The sequence below is a fragment of the Hydrobacter penzbergensis genome, from assembly GCF_900106985.1.
Taxonomy (GTDB): Bacteria; Bacteroidota; Bacteroidia; order Chitinophagales; family Chitinophagaceae; genus Sediminibacterium; species Sediminibacterium magnilacihabitans.
The window spans coordinates 57,995-75,714 of sequence record NZ_FNNO01000006.1; the positions used below are offsets into that span (position 1 = coordinate 57,995).

A 17,720-nucleotide genomic window follows, 5' to 3' on the forward strand; every position below is an offset into this window, starting at 1 on the left:
AGGGTTAGAAATTGAGTCTCAGGTTAACGCCCAGTGAACGAGTACCCGGATACTGTCCATCTTCACCCTGTATAGCAGAAATTTCGGAGGGGTCAAAGCTCTTGGTCTTCGTGTAGATGAGCCAGGGGTTACGAGCTATAACTGAGAAATTCGCAGATTTCACGTATTTAGCTAATCCCCACTTTTCTACAGGCAGGTTTACGCCCAGGTTTACTTCCCTCAGTTTGATAAAGGTCAGGTCATGTACATAAGGTTCCGCAATCCTGTTGAAATAGAACTGCTGGAAATAAGCATCGGCAGGTACGTATGTATCTACCACCGTTTTCAGGTCAACGGAACTTACACCTTTAACATGTACACCACCGCCGGCAGATACAGCATCACGTACATTCTTTCCTTTATCATTGGTAGCGGCAGTAGCCTCCGTAATGCCGGAGAAACCACCCCACATTTCAGATAAAGAGAAGAACTTGCCGCCTGACTGGAAATCAAGGTTAAATCCTAAAGTAAACCGCTTATAGGTGAATGTGTTCACGATACCACCGTTGGTTTTAGGTACAACCGAACCCCAATGTTTATTCACATCTGCCACATAGTTACCGTTATTCGGGTTGATTACCAGGTCACCGGCATCATTACGTTTGATACCGCCACCAATCAACTGGCCCCAATCTGAACCCAACTCCTGGAAGGCACGTGCAAAACGGGTACCGAATGCACCGCCAGCAAGTAATTGCCTGGTTCCGGCAGCCGCACCGGGTTGCAAAGCAACCACAGGGTTATTTATCAGGTAGCTGTAGTTCAGGTTGACCTGCCAACTGAAATTCTGCTTGTTAATCGGCGTTGCACTCAGGATAACCTCTATCCCTTGTTTCTTAATACGCGCTGCATTGATCAGCTTAGAAGTAAATCCACTCACACCGCTTTGAGCCACACTTACTGGTTCTCCGTTGTTGTCTTCATTATAGTAAACCACATTCAAACCCAGTTTATTCTTGAAAAACCGGAGATCTATACCAGCTTCATAGGTAGTGATCAAAGAACCTTTCAATGCGGGATCCAATAATTGGCGGGGAGTTGCCATCAAGAAGTTGCCATTCCAAGGATTGGGGTTTACACCATACAGGAAGTTATTCTTGTACACATCCAAATCCCTGGGTTTCTTACCCCAGCTGCCAAACACTTTACCAAAGCTGAGCCATGGTAACGAACTTTTAGTAAACTCACTGAATACCAATCCGGCACCCAGTGAAGGAGATATGAGCCTATTGTTACCCTGGGGTACTTGTGGCAAAGTTGAGTACCAGTCGCTCCTGATAGCCCAGGTAATACTGGCAAATTTGCGATATTCAAAGTCACCGGTAGCAAACAGTGACTTGGTTTCCCAGTTATTACGGGTGCTACCAATGTTAGGCTGTGCCACAGAGTTAGAGATGGAGTAAAGATCTGGCACGTTCAATCCTTTCGAAGTAAAGGCCGTAAGCCCATATTGGCGGATCGACAACTTGTTTCCACCTATGGTGGCGCTCACATCCAGGTCACCAAACCTTTGTGTATAACCAGCCAGTAATTCGAAGTTGTCTTCCTGGTAATTGCTATAACCGGTACCAAACGAAGCAAGATCTCCTGTTTGAGTGGCACTTGCTGCCAGTTTAGAACTGAAGATGGTTTCATAAAGTGTTGTCAACTGGTTTTTACGAACAGTTCCTTTCACATAGAAGTGATTGTTGAACTTGTATTTCAACGAAACATCTCCAAACAAACGTTGTCTGTTTTGAGTGGTAGTATTATTTTGGAGACGGGTATAGTGGTTGTACCAATAGTTTCCACCATAAAAATTCAATGGGTTAGCAGGATCATAACCATCGGGGTTGGAAGAGAAGTTCCAGCTTGCATAAGTGCCGATGGGGGTAGTAAGGTCCTTTAACTCCTTCATGATCTTGAAATCCAGATCGCGGTGAAACCACTGGTTAAAGTTACCAGAAGAAGCGTTAGCGTACCCGTCGTTGAAGATACCATCGATCTGCTGCTGTGAATAAGTGATATTAGTAGAAGCAGTCAGATGCTGGTCTAAATCAAATGAAGCAGACAGGTTAATGTTGTTTCTGTCAGATTTAGAGTAAGGCAATATACCTTTCACGTATTGCTTGGTATAAGACAAACGTACATTGTATCCTTGCCCGCTCTTGGTAAAGTTGATGTTATTATTGGTAGTAACACCAGTTTCCCAGAAATCCCGGACGTTATTCGGCTGAGGTACCAGTGAAGCAGTTTTGAATGAACGGCTGTGACCGCCAATCCATGCATACCAGGGTACGTATTCAGAGCCATCCATAGCAGGCCCCCAACTGGAGTCATCTGTATAATCGGGGAATTTCTTACCGTCCAATGCCTTCCATTCTACCGGATCGCCGGCTTTCCAGGTATAAGTCATCAGGGTTGGACTTGCACCACCAGCATATTTATCCTGGTACCTAGGAAGTACATACACCCTGTCAAAAGTAACACCGGTATTCACTTCAACACCAATACCATTGCCGCTTCCTTTTTTTCGGGTAGTAATTACTATGGCACCATTGGCAGCACGACCACCAAACAGCGCAGTAGCATTGGCCCCTTTCAGAACAGTCAGCGATTCAACATCGTCAGGGTTAATATCTATAGAGTTCACAATCGTTCCGTCCATTACATAGATCGGACCCGCATCGCCACTCAGTGTAGAACCACCACGAATACGCAGCAATGCATCCCTGTCGAGCGCAATGGGCGATTGACCTCTGAACTGTACACCGGCTACTTTACCAGCCAAAGCATTGTTCAGGTTAGGCTGACGAATCAGGTTCAAATTATCGGAACTGATGGTTTGCGCACTGTAAGGAGTAGTTCTTGCACTTTTCTTGATTTCAAAAGCAGTCGTTACTACAACTTCTGCCAGCGTTTCTTTCTCATTTCTATCCATCACTACTGTTACAGAATTGTCGCTGGTAACGGATATTTCTTTTTTGATCTGCCCTTGGGACTCTATCTCTAAAACGTCCCCTGCTTTGGCTTTGATGATAAACCTTCCTTCCGCATCAGCAGTAACACCTGTTCTGGTGCCCTTCACAATGATCGATGCAAACGGAATAGCTTGTCCTTTCTTGTCGGTCACGGTTCCTGTAACCGGTCTTGTCTGAGCGCTAGCCATGTTGCAAATACATAGCAGCAACACAAACAATGATGACATTTTCTTCATGTGCTTTAGTTTTTATTAATTAGTTACTGTAACGTGTAACGAAAAATACGCTAAATCGACTTAGTAAACAAACGTTCGTATAGGCCGAGTTAACAAAACCTTAATTTTCGTACTTCAAAAAGACTGATTTTATTTCAAAAAGGCTGCGTATTTCATCAAATAGTTTTATTTTTAATCAAATTTTAATCTTTTAGGCTCTAACTAAATATTAATGAGCGACTTAATAAAATGATTTCGCAGATATAAAAACAAGTTTTACTGCGAATATGCGCAATTCAAGAATCTTAAATGGGCATAAATAGGGTCACAAATTTCTGCGTGGCCAGCAAACTGAAAAACTGTGCTATCTGTTGGCTATCACTAACAAAAAAGCGCATACCATTTTGTTTGTATGGTGATGCGCTTTGATTCTGTCGTTATCTATGATTAAAAACTTTATTCCATAACTACGGACAATGGATATCATCAGGATGAGCTAGACAATAAGGGCATGTGGTACAATATTGGGGTGGAGGCGGAGAAAAACACTGGCAATATGATCAAAATACCTAATTTGTATAATAAGTCCTCTCTATCTAACTATATGTTCATTGTTTCGCACGCTTGCATAAACATTTATGCACCTGACAGTGTTACAACGAATTAAGATTAGTTTTGCGCCCATGTTAATACTCGATGGGAAAGTCGCCTCTGCAGCGGTAAAAGCAGAATTGACACAACAAACCGCCACCCTGTTAGCAGCAGGTAAACGCGCTCCGCATTTAGCTGCCATACTGGTGGGAACCAATGGCGCCAGTGAAACCTATGTGGCCAGCAAAGTGAAAAACTGTGAAGAAACCGGCTTCAGGTCTAGCCTGATCCGTTTCGATGAAAACATTGAAGAGTCAGTATTGCTGCAAAAAATTGCCCAACTCAATACCGATCCTTCGGTAGACGGTATTCTCGTGCAACTGCCCCTGCCCAAACAGATCCGCGAACAGAAAGTCATCGAAGCCATAGCCCCTTCCAAAGATGTGGATGGTTTTCATCCCATCAGCGTAGGTAAGCTGGTACAGGGACTGCCCACATTCGTACCGGCTACTCCTTATGGCATCATGCTGCTGCTGGAGCATTTTCGTATTGAAACAAAAGGCAAGCACGCTGTGGTGATCGGCAGAAGCAATATTGTTGGTCGCCCTATGAGTATCCTGCTCAGCAGCAATCTTCCGCAAGGCAATTGCACCGTTACCATCTGTCATTCGCATACGCCCGATATTAAAGCAGTTTGCGCCGGTGCAGATATACTGGTAGCCGCATTGGGCAAACCCGGTTTCGTAACAGCCGATATGATCAAGCCAGGCGCTGTAGTGATCGATGTAGGCATTACCCGTGTAGCCGACCCCACTGCTAAAAAAGGATTCCGTATCAAAGGCGATGTGGCTTATGAACAAGCGGCCGAAAAAACCAGCGCCATCACACCTGTACCCGGTGGTGTAGGCCTGATGACCATCGCCGGCCTTTTGAAAAATACCATGCAAGCATATCTAACAACTCACAACTGACAACTCACAACTCCCATACCACCCTCCTCCCCGTTATGGAGTCCTTCTACACTTTACAAGGTGAAGGCTTCCACCAGGGTCGTGCCGCTTATTTCATAAGACTGGGCGGATGCGATGTAGGTTGTTTTTGGTGTGATGTGAAAGAAAGCTGGGATGCATCCCAACATCCATTGTTATCGGTAGAAGCCATCGTTGGGGAAGCAAAAAAATATCCCGGCCGGCTCGCCGTTATAACAGGTGGAGAACCATTAATGCATTCGCTGGATGAACTTACACATGCATTACAAGCAGCCGGCTTCGAGACCAATATCGAAACATCCGGCTCTTCTCCGCTCAGTGGTAACTGGAACTGGATCTGTCTCTCTCCCAAAAAATTCAAAGCGCCGCTGCCTGAAATCGTACCCCTGGCCCATGAACTCAAAGTGATCATATACAACAAACACGATTTTACATGGGCTGAAACTTATGCTGCGCAAGTAAATCCCACTTGCAAGCTTTACCTGCAACCTGAATGGGATCAGTCCGATAAAGTAACACCGCTGATCATCGATTATATCAAATCAAACCCTCAATGGGAATTGAGCTTGCAGGTACACAAATACATCCATGTTCCCTGATGCAGCAGGTCTTCACTGTTGCTGTTATTTCAACTCAAAAAAAGCCAGCGGCACACGCCCGGCTCCCTTGTAGTTAAGATCAATAGATTGGTCTGCGTCGATAAAACTGAAGTCGCCTCTTTTTTTATATAGTTTGCCATTCACATTCACCTCGCTTCCTTCATCTGTTAATTTGATGATCAAAACAGGTGTTGCCCGCTTCGTCAGGTGCAGGTTGGTATGCGCATCCACCATTATCCGGTAAGCCCTTACAGGTGCTTCATCAAACAACAAAGTGAAATGATCCATCTCCGGCAGCGGACTTGTATCGCCATGTGCATGACGCAACAATTCAATGTCCATCGCATGAAACTCAGAAGTATCATTATTCCATACACGATGTACCCGTGGTTTCTCTTCAAAACTTTCATACCAGATATTGCCCGAAGAAAGGTTTGGCCTGGCCGGTTCAACAATTGCCTGGGAGCCCGTTTTGGTTTTGGTCAACACCAGGAATACAGAAGGTATTTCATGCCTGTGAAAAAGTGAAGTATCGCGGGGAGGAATGCGCACATCCAGTACCCGTACCCAGGCATTCTCAAATACATTGTGGTGCCGGGGCTCTTTGCTCACCGGCAGTTGCGCATGGCAGCAATATATTGTTGCAAGCAAGCAATAAACAATGGTATAAAATTGTTTCATCTTTTTTTATAAAGTTAAAATATTTTGACTTCTTGGTTTAAATCTCTACTTTCAAATCCCTATGAAACCAATTCTCTTTTATATCGTCCTTTTCATTGGCATTGGCAGTTTTGCTCAATCATACCAGCCTCAAAAGATCAATCCAAAAGCGATTCCCTTATACGAAAAAGCGCTTGATCTGTTACAGGCAGGTGATACCCGGAACGCCATACCCATGCTTACCGATTGCATCAAGATCGACAGCAATTATATGGAAGCTTATCTCTCATTAGCAGGCGCTTGCGGTGAATTAAAAAAATACCAGCAGGCTGTTACACTCTATGAGAAAGCAAGAAGTATCGACAGCAATTATTTCAAAGTATTCAACCTGCCTTATTCCATCAACCTGGCCGGATTGGGCCGCTTTGAAGAAGCGTTGAAAGCCGTAACGGTCTTCGCCAATATTCCACGCATCAGTGAACGCGGACAAAAAAGCGCTGCTTACCGCAAACGTTGCTATGAGTTCGCTATTGACTATGCCAAAAAACATCCCAACAACAATTACAACTTTATACCCATTAACCTGGGTGATAGTGTTAATACGCCCTTGAACGAATACTATCCATCGGTTACCGTTACCGACAGCCTATTGGTATTTACCAGGAGAACAGGAGCGCAACGCGAAGATTTTATTGAAAGCCGCATTACCAAACAGGGGTTCGCTGCAGCCAGGCTTATTAAAGGAGACATCAACATTGAACCCGCCAAAGGAGCCATCACCGTATCGCAAGATGGTGAATGGATGTTGTTTGCCGCTGATATCTCAGGCAAGGGATATGGAGGCTTCGATATCTATATTTCGTATTACACACCGCAGGGATGGAGCGAGCCGCAGAACATGGGCGAAAGCATCAATACCGAATTCTGGGAAAGTTCGCCATCGTTGAGTCCGGATAAGCGCGCGTTGTATTTCAGTAGTAACCGTCCCGGTGGTTATGGAGGGCGCGACCTGTATGTAAGCTACCGGCAAGCCAATGGCAAATGGACACCTGCTGTGAACATGGGACCCGCGATCAACACAGCCGGCGATGAATTCGCACCATTCATCCATGCCGACAACCAAACCCTTTACTTTCATTCAGACGGGTTACCCGGTTATGGTGGTTCGGATCTGTTTGTGCTCCGCAAAAGTTCCAATGGAGAATGGGGAACGCCTGAGAACCTGGGTTATCCCATCAACACTATTGAGAACGAAGGAAGCCTGGCTGTATCGGCAGATGGCCTCACTGCTTATTATGCCAGTGACAGAAGTGACAGCAGAGGAGGATTGGATCTCTACAAATTTGAATTGAGACCCGACATCCGTCCTTATCGCACCATCTATGTAAAAGGAAAAGTGACCGATGCACAAACTAAAAAACCACTTCCGTCTAATATCGAGCTTATTGATAACGGCAGCAACCTATCGTTCATGAAAGTGCAGACCGATGAAGTGGGTGATTATTTCATCACCTTACCCATTGGCAAGGACTATACTTTTACCGTTAACCGCAAAGGATACCTGTTTTACAGTGAGGTCTATGGCCTGAGTAAAAAAGAGGCCGACAGTACTTATCGAAAAGACATTTTCTTGCAGCCGGTTGCACTCAATGCTTCTTTCACTTTCCACAATATCCTGTTCGCTAACAACGAATACCGCTTGCCTGAAACGGGACTTGCCGAGCTCGATCAACTGGTTCAGGTATTAAAAGATAATGCAGGTTTACAAGTGCAGATCAGCGGTCACACAGACAATGTGGGCAAAGCTGAAGATAACCTTGTATTGTCTACCAACCGCGCCAAAGCCATTGTAGATTACCTGGTGAGCAAAGGCATCGATAACAAACGCCTCAGTTATAAAGGATATGGCGCCGGCAAACCTGTTGCCGACAACAGTACCGAAGCGGGAAGAGCCCTCAACAGGCGTACTTCCTTCACTATTACTGGCATGTAAAGTTCTAACGCTTGAAGAATGAAGTTGTCATACAAATATTCAGGTATTAATACCTGATCGAGACAACTATGCCATAACAGATCTTCGCTGGCATGAGCCAGGAACTATTATACCAGGTAGCACTTACACAAGTACCCGAACTGGGGCCGGTTCATAGCAGGCTGCTCATAGAGCACCTGGGATCGGCATTACAGGTATTCAAGTCAAGTAAAAAAGAATTGAGCCTGGTGCCAGGCATCGGTGAAATAAGAGCTGCACAGATTAAAAGATACCGGCAATTCGAAGCAGCGGAAAAAGAAATCAGATTCTGTCAAAAACATGGGATACATCCGCTATTCCTGTCGAACCCGGATTACCCGCAACTGCTGCTGCATTGCTATGATGCGCCTGTTTTATTATACTACCGTGGCTCAACACCGCTTAACCATCACCGGATTGTGAGTATTGTTGGAACAAGGAGCAATACTACTTATGGTAAACAGGTAACAGAAAAACTCATCGAAGAATTAAAGCCATGGCAACCACTGATCATAAGCGGACTAGCCTTCGGTATCGATGCCATTGCACACAAGACCGCGCTGAAACAATCACTCGGAACAGTGGGCGTACTGGCGCATGGGTTCAATACCATCTATCCTTCGCAGCACCATGCGTTGGCAAGAGAATTAATAGAAAAAGGAGGACTCTTAACAGAATTTGGGAAAGATACGGCGCCGGATAAACACAACTTCCCCCGCCGGAACCGTATCGTAGCCGGCGTCTCCCATGCGACCATTGTTATAGAAACAGCCATCAAAGGTGGCAGTATGATCACCGCAAACCTCGCCTGTAATTACCATCGCGATGTGTTTGCCGTTCCCGGCAAAATAACCGACGGGAAAAGCACCGGCTGCCTGCAGCTCATCCAGCAAAACAAAGCCATATTATTAACAGATGCCGCACAACTCGCCGCTTCAATGGGATGGGAAGAAATTAAAAAACCAAACGCAAAAATGCAAAACACTTTGTTCCCTTCCCTTTCGAATGAAGAACAAAAAGTAATGTCGGTTATGCAGGAAAAAAATGCACCTGTATCACTCGATGAAATATGCAAACAAACAACACTCACTTACAACACCGTCATCGCTATTTTGTTGACGCTTGAACTATATCAATTGATCATCTCACTACCAGGCAAAATATATCAACTGACATCTAACAACTAACAACTATCATCTTACAACCAACAACGCTTGTTTCTTTCTCCATACCATCAACAATCCAAACGATATCAACGCCAATGCAGATGGCATCATGAAAGCATACACAAAATGAGAAGACAGGTTTTGGTAAATCAAGGCCGACAAATAAGCGCCTATACCAATACCTGCTTCAAGCGCTATATACATGGAGGCAACTGCTTTCCCCCGGTTCTCAGGTGCGCAGCGGTCTACCGTCCAGGCCGCAATGGTAGGTCCATTCATACCCCAGCTCAAACCAAATATGGTAGCGCTCAATAACAACATGAATGGCGAGTGCGCCAATGCCAGTATGGCCATCGCAGCAGCCAACACAAGGGAGGAAACAATCAACACAGGTACTCTTCCGTATTTATCGGAAGACTTGCTGGCAAACAACCTGATGAGTAAAGAGGAAACCGTATACCACGCAAAGAACAACCCTTTGTTCTGCACGCCCAGCCATTCGCTCATATCCGGCGCCAGCGTTAAAGTACTGCCGGTGGAAAAGGCCAGCAGGAACATGATGATGGCCGGCTTCAACGCCGTTCTTTCGAACACTTCATGTTTTTGTACGCGTATTACCTGCAAAGAAAATTTTTTCGGATCGGGAAGCGTTTCACGGATATTATACAGGATGATCACAGAGCCCAGCGCCAGTCCGGCCGATGCATAGAACATGATGTTATAAGAAAATGTATTCACCAGGTAACTTCCCAGCAATGGTCCGAGCGACATACCCACCGTATAACCAATAGATAATGCACCCAGCGCTTCTCCCCTTCTCGACTCATGCACTACATCTGCCCCATAAGTCGAAGTGGCGGTAGGCTTGAATCCTGTAGAAAAGCCATGAAAAAAACGCAGCAATAAAAACCCGGAAACGGAAGTCAGCACGGGGTACAACAAACTGCATACTACACAGACCAGCGACCCAAAGATCATTACCGGTACACGCCCTACGGTATCGGTTAATTTACCGCTGAAAGGCCTGGATATACCCGCCATCAATGTAAAGAGCGCAATGATGAGTCCCTTGTATTCAGCTCCTCCCAGTTTGGTAAGGTATCCCGGCAATTCAGGAATCATCATGGTAAAGCTGGCCGCGAATAAAAAGTTACTGGCACACAACAACGCAAACTGCAAATTGAAATAGGGCTGATCGGGCGCTGCAAGGGTTTTTTCCATGGTGCAAAGCTAAGTTTAAAAAATTGGCCTATCTTTGCACATGGCAACAAGAAATATTTCCCCTACTAACAAGACGGCAGCATCCAGGTTATTCGGCGAAGGGCTCACCTTCGATGATGTATTATTAATGCCCGCTTACAGTGAGGTACTTCCCCGTGAAGTGGACATCCGCTCACAGCTCACCAAAAACATTACCCTCAACGTACCCATGCTCTCGGCAGCAATGGATACCGTTACCGAAGCCAGCCTGGCTATTGCGCTGGCGCGCGAAGGCGGCCTCGGTATACTGCACAAGAACATGAGCATAGAACGGCAGGCAGATGAGGTTCGCAAGGTAAAGCGCAGTGAAAGCGGCATGATCATCGACCCGCTCACCCTCCTGGTAGAAGCTACCATCGGCGATGCACTGAAGCTGATGAAAGAGTATAAGATTGGTGGTATTCCCATTGTGGATGCCAAAGACAAACTGGTAGGTATCCTTACCAACCGCGATCTGCGTTTTGAAACTGATAAAAGCAGGCAGGTGAAAGAAGTGATGACCAAAGAAAACCTCATCACTGCACCTGAAGGTACCGATCTGAAAAAAGCAGAGAAGATCCTGCGCCAGTATAAAATAGAAAAACTGCCCGTGGTGAACAGGCAGGGCAAACTGATCGGACTCATCACCTACCGCGACATTCTCCAGTTACGCAACAACCCCAATGCTGTTAAAGATTCATTGGGCAGATTGCTGGTAGGCGCTGCACTGGGTATTACCCGCGATCTCATGGATCGCGCCGCGGCATTGCAACAGGTGGGTGTTGACGTAGTTACGCTCGATAGCGCCCACGGTCATAGTAAAGGAGTGATCAATGCGCTGAAATCGTTGAGAAAAAATTTCAAGCACCTTCAAATTATCGCCGGTAATGTAGGCACTGCTGCCGGCGCCAAAGCACTCGCCGATGCAGGTGCCGACTGTGTAAAAGTGGGCATCGGCCCCGGTTCTATCTGTACCACCCGCATTGTTGCAGGTGCAGGCGTACCACAGCTCACAGCCATTATGGAAGCCAGTCACGCACTGAAAGCCAAAGGCATTCCGCTGATCGCCGATGGCGGTATCCGTTATACCGGCGATATGGTAAAAGCACTCGCAGCCGGCGCCAATGTGGTGATGATGGGCAGCGTGTTTGCAGGAGTGGAAGAGAGCCCCGGTGAAACCATCATCTACGAAGGCCGTAAATTCAAAGAATATCGCGGCATGGGCAGCCTCGGCGCGATGAGCCAGGGCAGTGGCGACCGCTATTTCCAGGATGTGGAAGACGATGTAAAAAAATTCGTACCCGAAGGCATAGAAGGACGTGTAGCTTACAAAGGCAATCTCAGCGAGATCGTTTACCAGTATGTAGGCGGACTCCGCGCCGGTATGGGTTATTGCGGCGCCAGGAGCATACAGGAACTGCAGAAAGCCACTTTTGTAAAAATATCCAATGCAGGCATGAAAGAAAGCCATGCACACGACATAGATATTACCAAAGAGGCGCCGAACTACAGCAGAAAATAGCCGTCATCCTGAGCGAGCGAAGCGAGTCGAAGGACCTGCAGAAGCTTCGGGCAGATTCCTCGGCTGCCCCTTCGACTCGCTTCGCTCGCTCAGGGTGACGTTGCTCGGGATGACGACCGAAGGATACTTAAGATCAAATTCATACAATGCATTATTTCAGCGCGAGCGCATAAGCAGCCAACGCGCGTTGCCTCGCCAGTTCATGCTGCTCAATGGGTGGCGGATATTGGAACCCGTTCCTTTCCGGCACCCATTTTTCAATATACTGCTGCGCTTTGTCGAATTTCTCCGCTTGCAGTGCCGGATTGAATATCCTGAAATAAGGTGCGGCATCACAGCCGCTGCTGCTCGCCCACTGCCAGCCGCCATTGTTCGCAGCCAGGTCAAAATCGAGCAACTGTGTTGCGAAATATGCTTCACCCCATCGCCAGTCAGTGAGCAAATGCTTGCACAAAAATGAAGCCGTGATCATGCGCAGCCGGTTGTGCATATAGCCCGTAGCATTGAGCTCACGCATACCGGCGTCTACCAGCGGGTAGCCGGTTAATCCTTGGCACCATCGCGTAAATTCTCCTTCGTTATTCCGCCAAACAATGCGGTCGTATTCCGGTTTGAAAGCGGCGCCTTTACCCACCTGTGGAAAATGCCAGAGGATGGCATGATAAAAATCACGCCAGATCAGCTCGTTGAGGTACACTTCACTCGTAGCTTTCGCCGTCCTGGCCAGCTCCCGTATACTGATGGTGCCAAAACGCAAATGCACGCCCAAACGCGAAGTGCCTTTGTCCATCGCCGGGAAATCGCGGGTAGCTCCATATTGTTGCATCCTTGCCAGGTCCCATGTTTTCGACGGAAAATCATTTCCACGCCATTCAAAGCCTATCTGCGCCAGGCTGGGCAACGCCATGGCCTCCTGCCGGTAAAACCGGTCATACAAAACCGAATCGGGATAAGAGCGCAGGTAAAAATCATTCAGCAGTGTTTTCCATTTGCGGCTGTAAGGTGTAAACACCGTGTAAGGCTTTCCGTCGTCTTTCAGCACTTCGTTCTTTTCAAAAATCACCTGGTCTTTATACGTATACATCAACACACCAGCACCCGATAACAGCCGCCCCACCAACGCATCCCTTTCTATGGCATACGGTTCATAATCGTGGTTGGTGAATACAGCGCCTATATCAAATTGCTGCAACAGCTTGTCGAATACTTCCACAGGATACCCATGGTATACGGCGAGGCTGCTGCCCATCGTCACCAGCTCTTGCTGCATCGCTTCCAAAGCCTGGTATATAAAAGACATCCGCCGGTCCTGCCTGTTTTCCAGCTTGTCCAGGATATGCCGGTCGTAGATGAAAATGGGTAGCACGGGCCGGTCGCTTTTCAAGGCATGGTACAACGCTGCATGGTCGCGCAGCCGCAGGTCTCTTCTCAACCACAGGATATTGACAAGCGGTTTCTTCATCTCATTCATGAATATTGGCAATGAATCGATCATACAATGCTGGTGCCAGCTGGCAACCGTATTCGCTTGCGCCCACACGTTTCACCCATTTAATACCCGCGATGGCATTCGTGAGAAAAACTTCCGATGCTTCCAAAAGTTCATGCACCGTGATCTGTTTTTCTTCAACAGGCATATCCGCCTGGTGTAAACAATGCAGCAGGTGCCTGCGCATCACGCCGTTGACCGCTCCTTCTGCAAGGGAAGGCGTTGCAATAACCCCATCCTTCACTATGAATATATTGGCGATGGTCGCATCCGCAATACGGTCATACGGATTGAGTAAAACAGCATCGTTCAAGCGGCGTTCCTTCGCCCATAAAGCTGCCATCACATTGGGCAGGTAATTGTTGCTCTTGAGCATCGAATAAAGGTCGCACACTTTCCTGGCATCAGGGAAAATATCCATTTCCACGCCGTTCACATTCAAACCCGTTGCCGGCTTTTCCAATGCCCATGTCTGTATAAGATGGTTGGGAAAATGATTTGCCGCATCGTACAAACCTCCATTCCCCCTGGCAATCGTCAGCCGCACACGGCCACATGCAGTGTGTTTGTTTTTTTCCGCTACCGTCAAAATGCGCTGCTCCAGGTAGGCCGGTGTAAAATGTGCAGGACATTCAAACCGTAACAGGTCCAGCGAGTTGAACAGTCGTTCAAAATGATAGGAAGCGAGACATAATTTTCCGTTCACCATTTTCATCGTTTCAAAACAGCCATCTCCATACCGGAATGAACGGTTGGAGGCGTCGATCAACGGCCCGTTGTCTCGCATCAGTTTGCCATTGTAAAAAAGAAAATCTCCGTTTCCCATGCAATAAAGATAGAATGAAGGTAAATTAGCAACCATGAAAATAATGGAAGCCATACAGGTGTTGGAACAGGCCGCTCCGCTTTCTTACCAGGAGGGATATGATAATGCGGGATTACTCACCGGTAACAGCAACTGGAACTGCACCGGCATACTCTGTACCCTCGACGCCACTGAGCAGGTGATCATGGAAGCCAAAGAAAGGAGATGCAACCTGGTCGTGGCCCACCACCCTATTATTTTCGGGGGATTGAAAAAAATAACAGGAAGGAATTATGTAGAAAAATCCGTTATCAGCGCCATCAAACACGATATCGTCATCTATGCCATACATACCAACCTCGATAATGTATTGCATGGGGTGAATAACCGGATAGCAGACCGTCTTGGACTGGTTTCCAGGCGCATCCTCGCCCCCAAAGACAGACAACTGATGAAACTCTGCAGTTTTGTCCCCCTGGCACAAGCCGATGAACTGCGCACCGCCCTGTTCGAAGCAGGTGCCGGGCATATTGGCCGGTACAGCGATTGCAGTTTTAATGTGGAAGGAACCGGTACTTTCAAAGGCGGGGCCGGCACCAACCCTTTTGCAGGCAACCCGGGTGAGCTGCACAGGGAAAAAGAGGTCAAATTGGAAGTCATTTTCCCGGCCCATCTCCAGTCAAGGCTGGTGGCAGCCCTGCTCAAGTCTCACCCTTACGAAGAAGTGGCCTATGATATCATCCCCCTGGCCAATGAGCACCCCGAAGTGGGGAGCGGCCTTATAGGAGAACTGCCCGAACCGGTAACTGAAGAAGGCTTTTTACATATACTAAAAAATGCTTTTGAATTAAGTATTGTACGTCACACGCCTTTACTGGGGAAAAAGATACAAAAAGTGGCGCTTTGCGGGGGCGCCGGCAGCTTTTTAACCGGCCGGGCCCTGGCGGCCGGAGCCGATGTTTATGTTACGGCCGACGTTAAATACCACGAGTTTTTCGATGCCAACGACCGGCTGGTCATTGCCGATATCGGCCACTGGGAAAGTGAACAATATACCAGCGAGCTCCTGGTTGAACTTTTACAGGCTAAATTCCCTACCTTTGCCGTCCTCAAATCAGCAATCAATACCAACCCTGTTCGGTATTTTTAAAGCTACAAACGACAAAACACTATATGGCTTCAGTTAAAGATTTCTCTGTTGAAGAAAAATTGGTAGCCCTCTTAAGGTTACAAAAGATTGACAGCAAACTGGATGAGATCCAGATCCTGAAAGGCGAACTGCCCATGGAAGTGAGCGACCTCGAAGATGAAGTGCATGGTTTACAGAGCCGCCAGACCCGTGTTGAAGAAGAACTCAACGGTATCACCGAGTTCATTGAAAGCAAAAAAACTGCCATCAAGGAAAGCGAAGCCCTCATCAGCAAATACGAAAAGCAAAGCGAGAACGTAAAGAATAACCGCGAATTCGAAGCCATCAACAAAGAGATCGAAATGCAGCAGCTCGAGATCAAATTGGCCGAGAAGCACATTCGCGACGCCAATGAAGAACTGGCCGATAAAGTGAAGGCGCTGGAATCTGCCAAAAAACAACTGAGCGTTAAAGAAGGCGTTCTCAATCATAAAAAAGGTGAACTGCAGAAGATCATCGCAGATACCGAAAAAGAAGAATCTCATTTTGCCAAAGACAGTGATGCTGCACGCAGCCGTATCGATGAAAGACTGCTGTACAGCTACGACCGCATCCGCAAAAGCTACCGCAATGGCCTGGCCGTTGTACCGGTAGAAAGAGATGCCTGCGGTGGTTGCTTCAATGCCATCCCTCCTCAACGCCAGAGCGAGATCCGTTTACATAAAAAGATCATCGTATGCGAGAACTGCGGCCGCATTCTCGTTGATGCCGACCTGAACGACAGCGTTGAAGTAAAATAGGAAATGAAACACTACCTGTTTCTCCTGTTACTGTGCTGCAGTTTCCTGCAAGGGCAAACACAGCAAGTGTATGAATTCAATACCACCTGCCAACAGGCTTACCAGGAAATCACCAGGTTAAAGATCAACAGCGGACTGGCACTCATTGAAAAAGCCAGGCAACAGAATCCACATAACCTCATACCGGTTGTGCTGGAGAGCTATGCCGATTTCTATCTTCTCTTTTTCAACGAAGACCCTGCTGAATATGCCACCCGCTATCCGCGGTTTGCGCAACGCATCAGCCAATTGGAGAAAGGTCCGCAAAGCTCCCCTTTTTATTATTTCTGCCTCAGCACCGTACGTACCCATAAAGCAGCCGTATCCATCAAGTTCGGTCATTTCTGGGATGCAGGCTGGGAATTCAGAAGAGCCTATCAGGCCATCAAAGAAAACAGGAAAGCGTTTCCCACTTTCATGCCCAACGACCTCATGTATGGCGCATTGCAGGCCGTGGTGGGTACTATTCCAAAGGGATATAAATGGCTGGCTTCCCTGTTTGGCATGAAAGGCTCGCTTACAGAAGGCATGCGCATCGTGCACGGCTTCGTTTACAGCAACGATCCCTGGGGAAGATTAATGGCTGCTGATGCCAACTTCATATACCCCTACCTCCTCTTCTATCTCGAAAACAAAAAAGAAGAAGCTTTACAATTTATCAACCAACGTAAGCTGGACCTGGTGAACAACCACCTGCACGCTTATATGGCTGCCAACCTGGCCCTGAATAATAAGCAGGCCGATTTGACCAGGAACATCATTCTCAACAGGAATAAGTCCGACGAATACCTGCATACCCCTGTATGGGATTTTGAAATGGGCTTTGCCCGGCTTTATCACCTCGAATTGCCCGAAGCCACTTCCTGCATGGAAAGGTTTGTATCCAGCTTCAAAGGAAAATTCTACCTGAAAGACGCTTACCAGAAACTGAGCTGGTGTTATTACCTGCAAGGCAATATGCAGGCGGCAGAGGCTGCGCGGAAAAATGTACTGTCGCTCGGCGCTACCGATTCCGATGCCGATAAGCAGGCGTTGAAAGATGCCCAATCGGGCAGATGGCCCAATGTATTGTTATTGAAGACCCGCTTGCTGAATGATGGCGGCTACCATCACGATGCATTGGCACTGTTACATGGAAAGACAGAACGCGACTTTTCGCGCGAAGAAGAGAAACTGGAATTCGTTTACCGCATGGGCCGCATTTATGATGACCTGGGCAGGGATGCAGAAGCTATTACATTTTACCAGCAAGCCATACGCATCGGTGCAAACAGGACCGAATATTTCGCAGCCAGGGCTGCGTTGCAGGCAGGTCAGCTCTATGAATCCAAAGGCGATAAAGCCACTGCCATCTCCTATTACCGGCAATGCCTCGATATGGGAGACCATGAATACAAAAATTCGCTCGATCAAAGAGCAAAATCAGGCATCGCCCGGTGCAAAGGAGAGTAATAAAAATTTCTGATA

The 17,720-nt window shown here is 47.2% G+C and carries 13 protein-coding genes; 8 read left to right on the plus strand and 5 right to left on the minus strand.

What is annotated here, in order from left to right; translation table 11 throughout:
• Positions 1-4: 4 nt before the first annotated feature.
• On the minus strand, positions 5-3,235 hold the full coding sequence (locus BLU98_RS08075; RefSeq protein WP_092723529.1) for a SusC/RagA family TonB-linked outer membrane protein: 3,231 nt from the start codon (positions 3,233-3,235) through the stop codon (positions 5-7).
• 617 nt (positions 3,236-3,852) lie between these two features.
• Between BLU98_RS08075 and BLU98_RS08080 the strand changes: the two genes are divergently transcribed.
• A complete protein-coding gene (locus BLU98_RS08080; protein WP_307777213.1) occupies positions 3,853-4,776 on the plus strand; it encodes a bifunctional 5,10-methylenetetrahydrofolate dehydrogenase/5,10-methenyltetrahydrofolate cyclohydrolase in 924 nt (307 codons plus the stop codon).
• A 35-nt stretch (positions 4,777-4,811) separates the two neighbouring features.
• Positions 4,812-5,393, plus strand: a complete 582-nt coding sequence (locus BLU98_RS08085; RefSeq protein WP_092723531.1) for a 7-carboxy-7-deazaguanine synthase QueE — start codon at positions 4,812-4,814, stop codon at positions 5,391-5,393.
• 24 nt (positions 5,394-5,417) lie between these two features.
• Here the strand turns inward: BLU98_RS08085 and BLU98_RS08090 are convergent, their stop codons facing one another.
• Positions 5,418-6,074, minus strand: a complete 657-nt coding sequence (locus BLU98_RS08090) for a hypothetical protein (RefSeq protein ID WP_092723532.1) — start codon at positions 6,072-6,074, stop codon at positions 5,418-5,420.
• A gap of 61 nt (positions 6,075-6,135) precedes the next feature.
• On the opposite strand from BLU98_RS08090, the gene BLU98_RS08095 reads away from it, so the two are divergent.
• Complete coding sequence (locus tag BLU98_RS08095; protein ID WP_092723533.1) at positions 6,136-8,046, plus strand: OmpA family protein; 1,911 nt, start codon at positions 6,136-6,138, stop codon at positions 8,044-8,046.
• A gap of 92 nt (positions 8,047-8,138) precedes the next feature.
• Positions 8,139-9,251: a DNA-processing protein DprA gene (dprA, locus tag BLU98_RS08100; RefSeq protein ID WP_092723534.1), complete on the plus strand. Its 1,113-nt coding sequence runs from the start codon at positions 8,139-8,141 to the stop codon at positions 9,249-9,251.
• A 6-nt stretch (positions 9,252-9,257) separates the two neighbouring features.
• Here dprA and BLU98_RS08105 read toward each other — a convergent pair whose 3' ends face one another.
• Positions 9,258-10,451, minus strand: a complete 1,194-nt coding sequence (locus BLU98_RS08105; RefSeq protein WP_092723535.1) for an MFS transporter — start codon at positions 10,449-10,451, stop codon at positions 9,258-9,260.
• Positions 10,452-10,491: 40 nt separating this feature from the next.
• Between BLU98_RS08105 and guaB the strand changes: the two genes are divergently transcribed.
• Positions 10,492-11,991: an IMP dehydrogenase gene (guaB, locus tag BLU98_RS08110; RefSeq protein ID WP_092723536.1), complete on the plus strand. Its 1,500-nt coding sequence runs from the start codon at positions 10,492-10,494 to the stop codon at positions 11,989-11,991.
• A 151-nt stretch (positions 11,992-12,142) separates the two neighbouring features.
• Here the strand turns inward: guaB and BLU98_RS08115 are convergent, their stop codons facing one another.
• Both BLU98_RS08115 and BLU98_RS08120 read right to left on the minus strand, forming a co-directional pair.
• On the minus strand, positions 12,143-13,453 hold the full coding sequence (locus BLU98_RS08115) for a cryptochrome/photolyase family protein (RefSeq protein WP_092723659.1): 1,311 nt from the start codon (positions 13,451-13,453) through the stop codon (positions 12,143-12,145).
• A gap of 1 nt (position 13,454) precedes the next feature.
• The gene (locus tag BLU98_RS08120) at positions 13,455-14,306 is read right to left on the minus strand and encodes an aminotransferase class IV (RefSeq protein WP_257574819.1); all 852 of its coding nucleotides are present in this window, start codon (positions 14,304-14,306) and stop codon (positions 13,455-13,457) included.
• 34 nt (positions 14,307-14,340) lie between these two features.
• Between BLU98_RS08120 and BLU98_RS08125 the strand changes: the two genes are divergently transcribed.
• The 3 genes from BLU98_RS08125 to BLU98_RS08135 are packed head-to-tail and all read left to right on the plus strand — an operon-like array spanning position 14,341 to position 17,705.
• Complete coding sequence (locus BLU98_RS08125; protein WP_092723538.1) at positions 14,341-15,435, plus strand: Nif3-like dinuclear metal center hexameric protein; 1,095 nt, start codon at positions 14,341-14,343, stop codon at positions 15,433-15,435.
• A 23-nt stretch (positions 15,436-15,458) separates the two neighbouring features.
• Positions 15,459-16,214, plus strand: a complete 756-nt coding sequence (locus tag BLU98_RS08130; RefSeq protein WP_092723539.1) for a zinc ribbon domain-containing protein — start codon at positions 15,459-15,461, stop codon at positions 16,212-16,214.
• Positions 16,215-16,217: 3 nt separating this feature from the next.
• Complete coding sequence (locus BLU98_RS08135) at positions 16,218-17,705, plus strand: tetratricopeptide repeat protein (RefSeq protein WP_092723540.1); 1,488 nt, start codon at positions 16,218-16,220, stop codon at positions 17,703-17,705.
• Positions 17,706-17,720 lie beyond the last annotated feature (15 nt).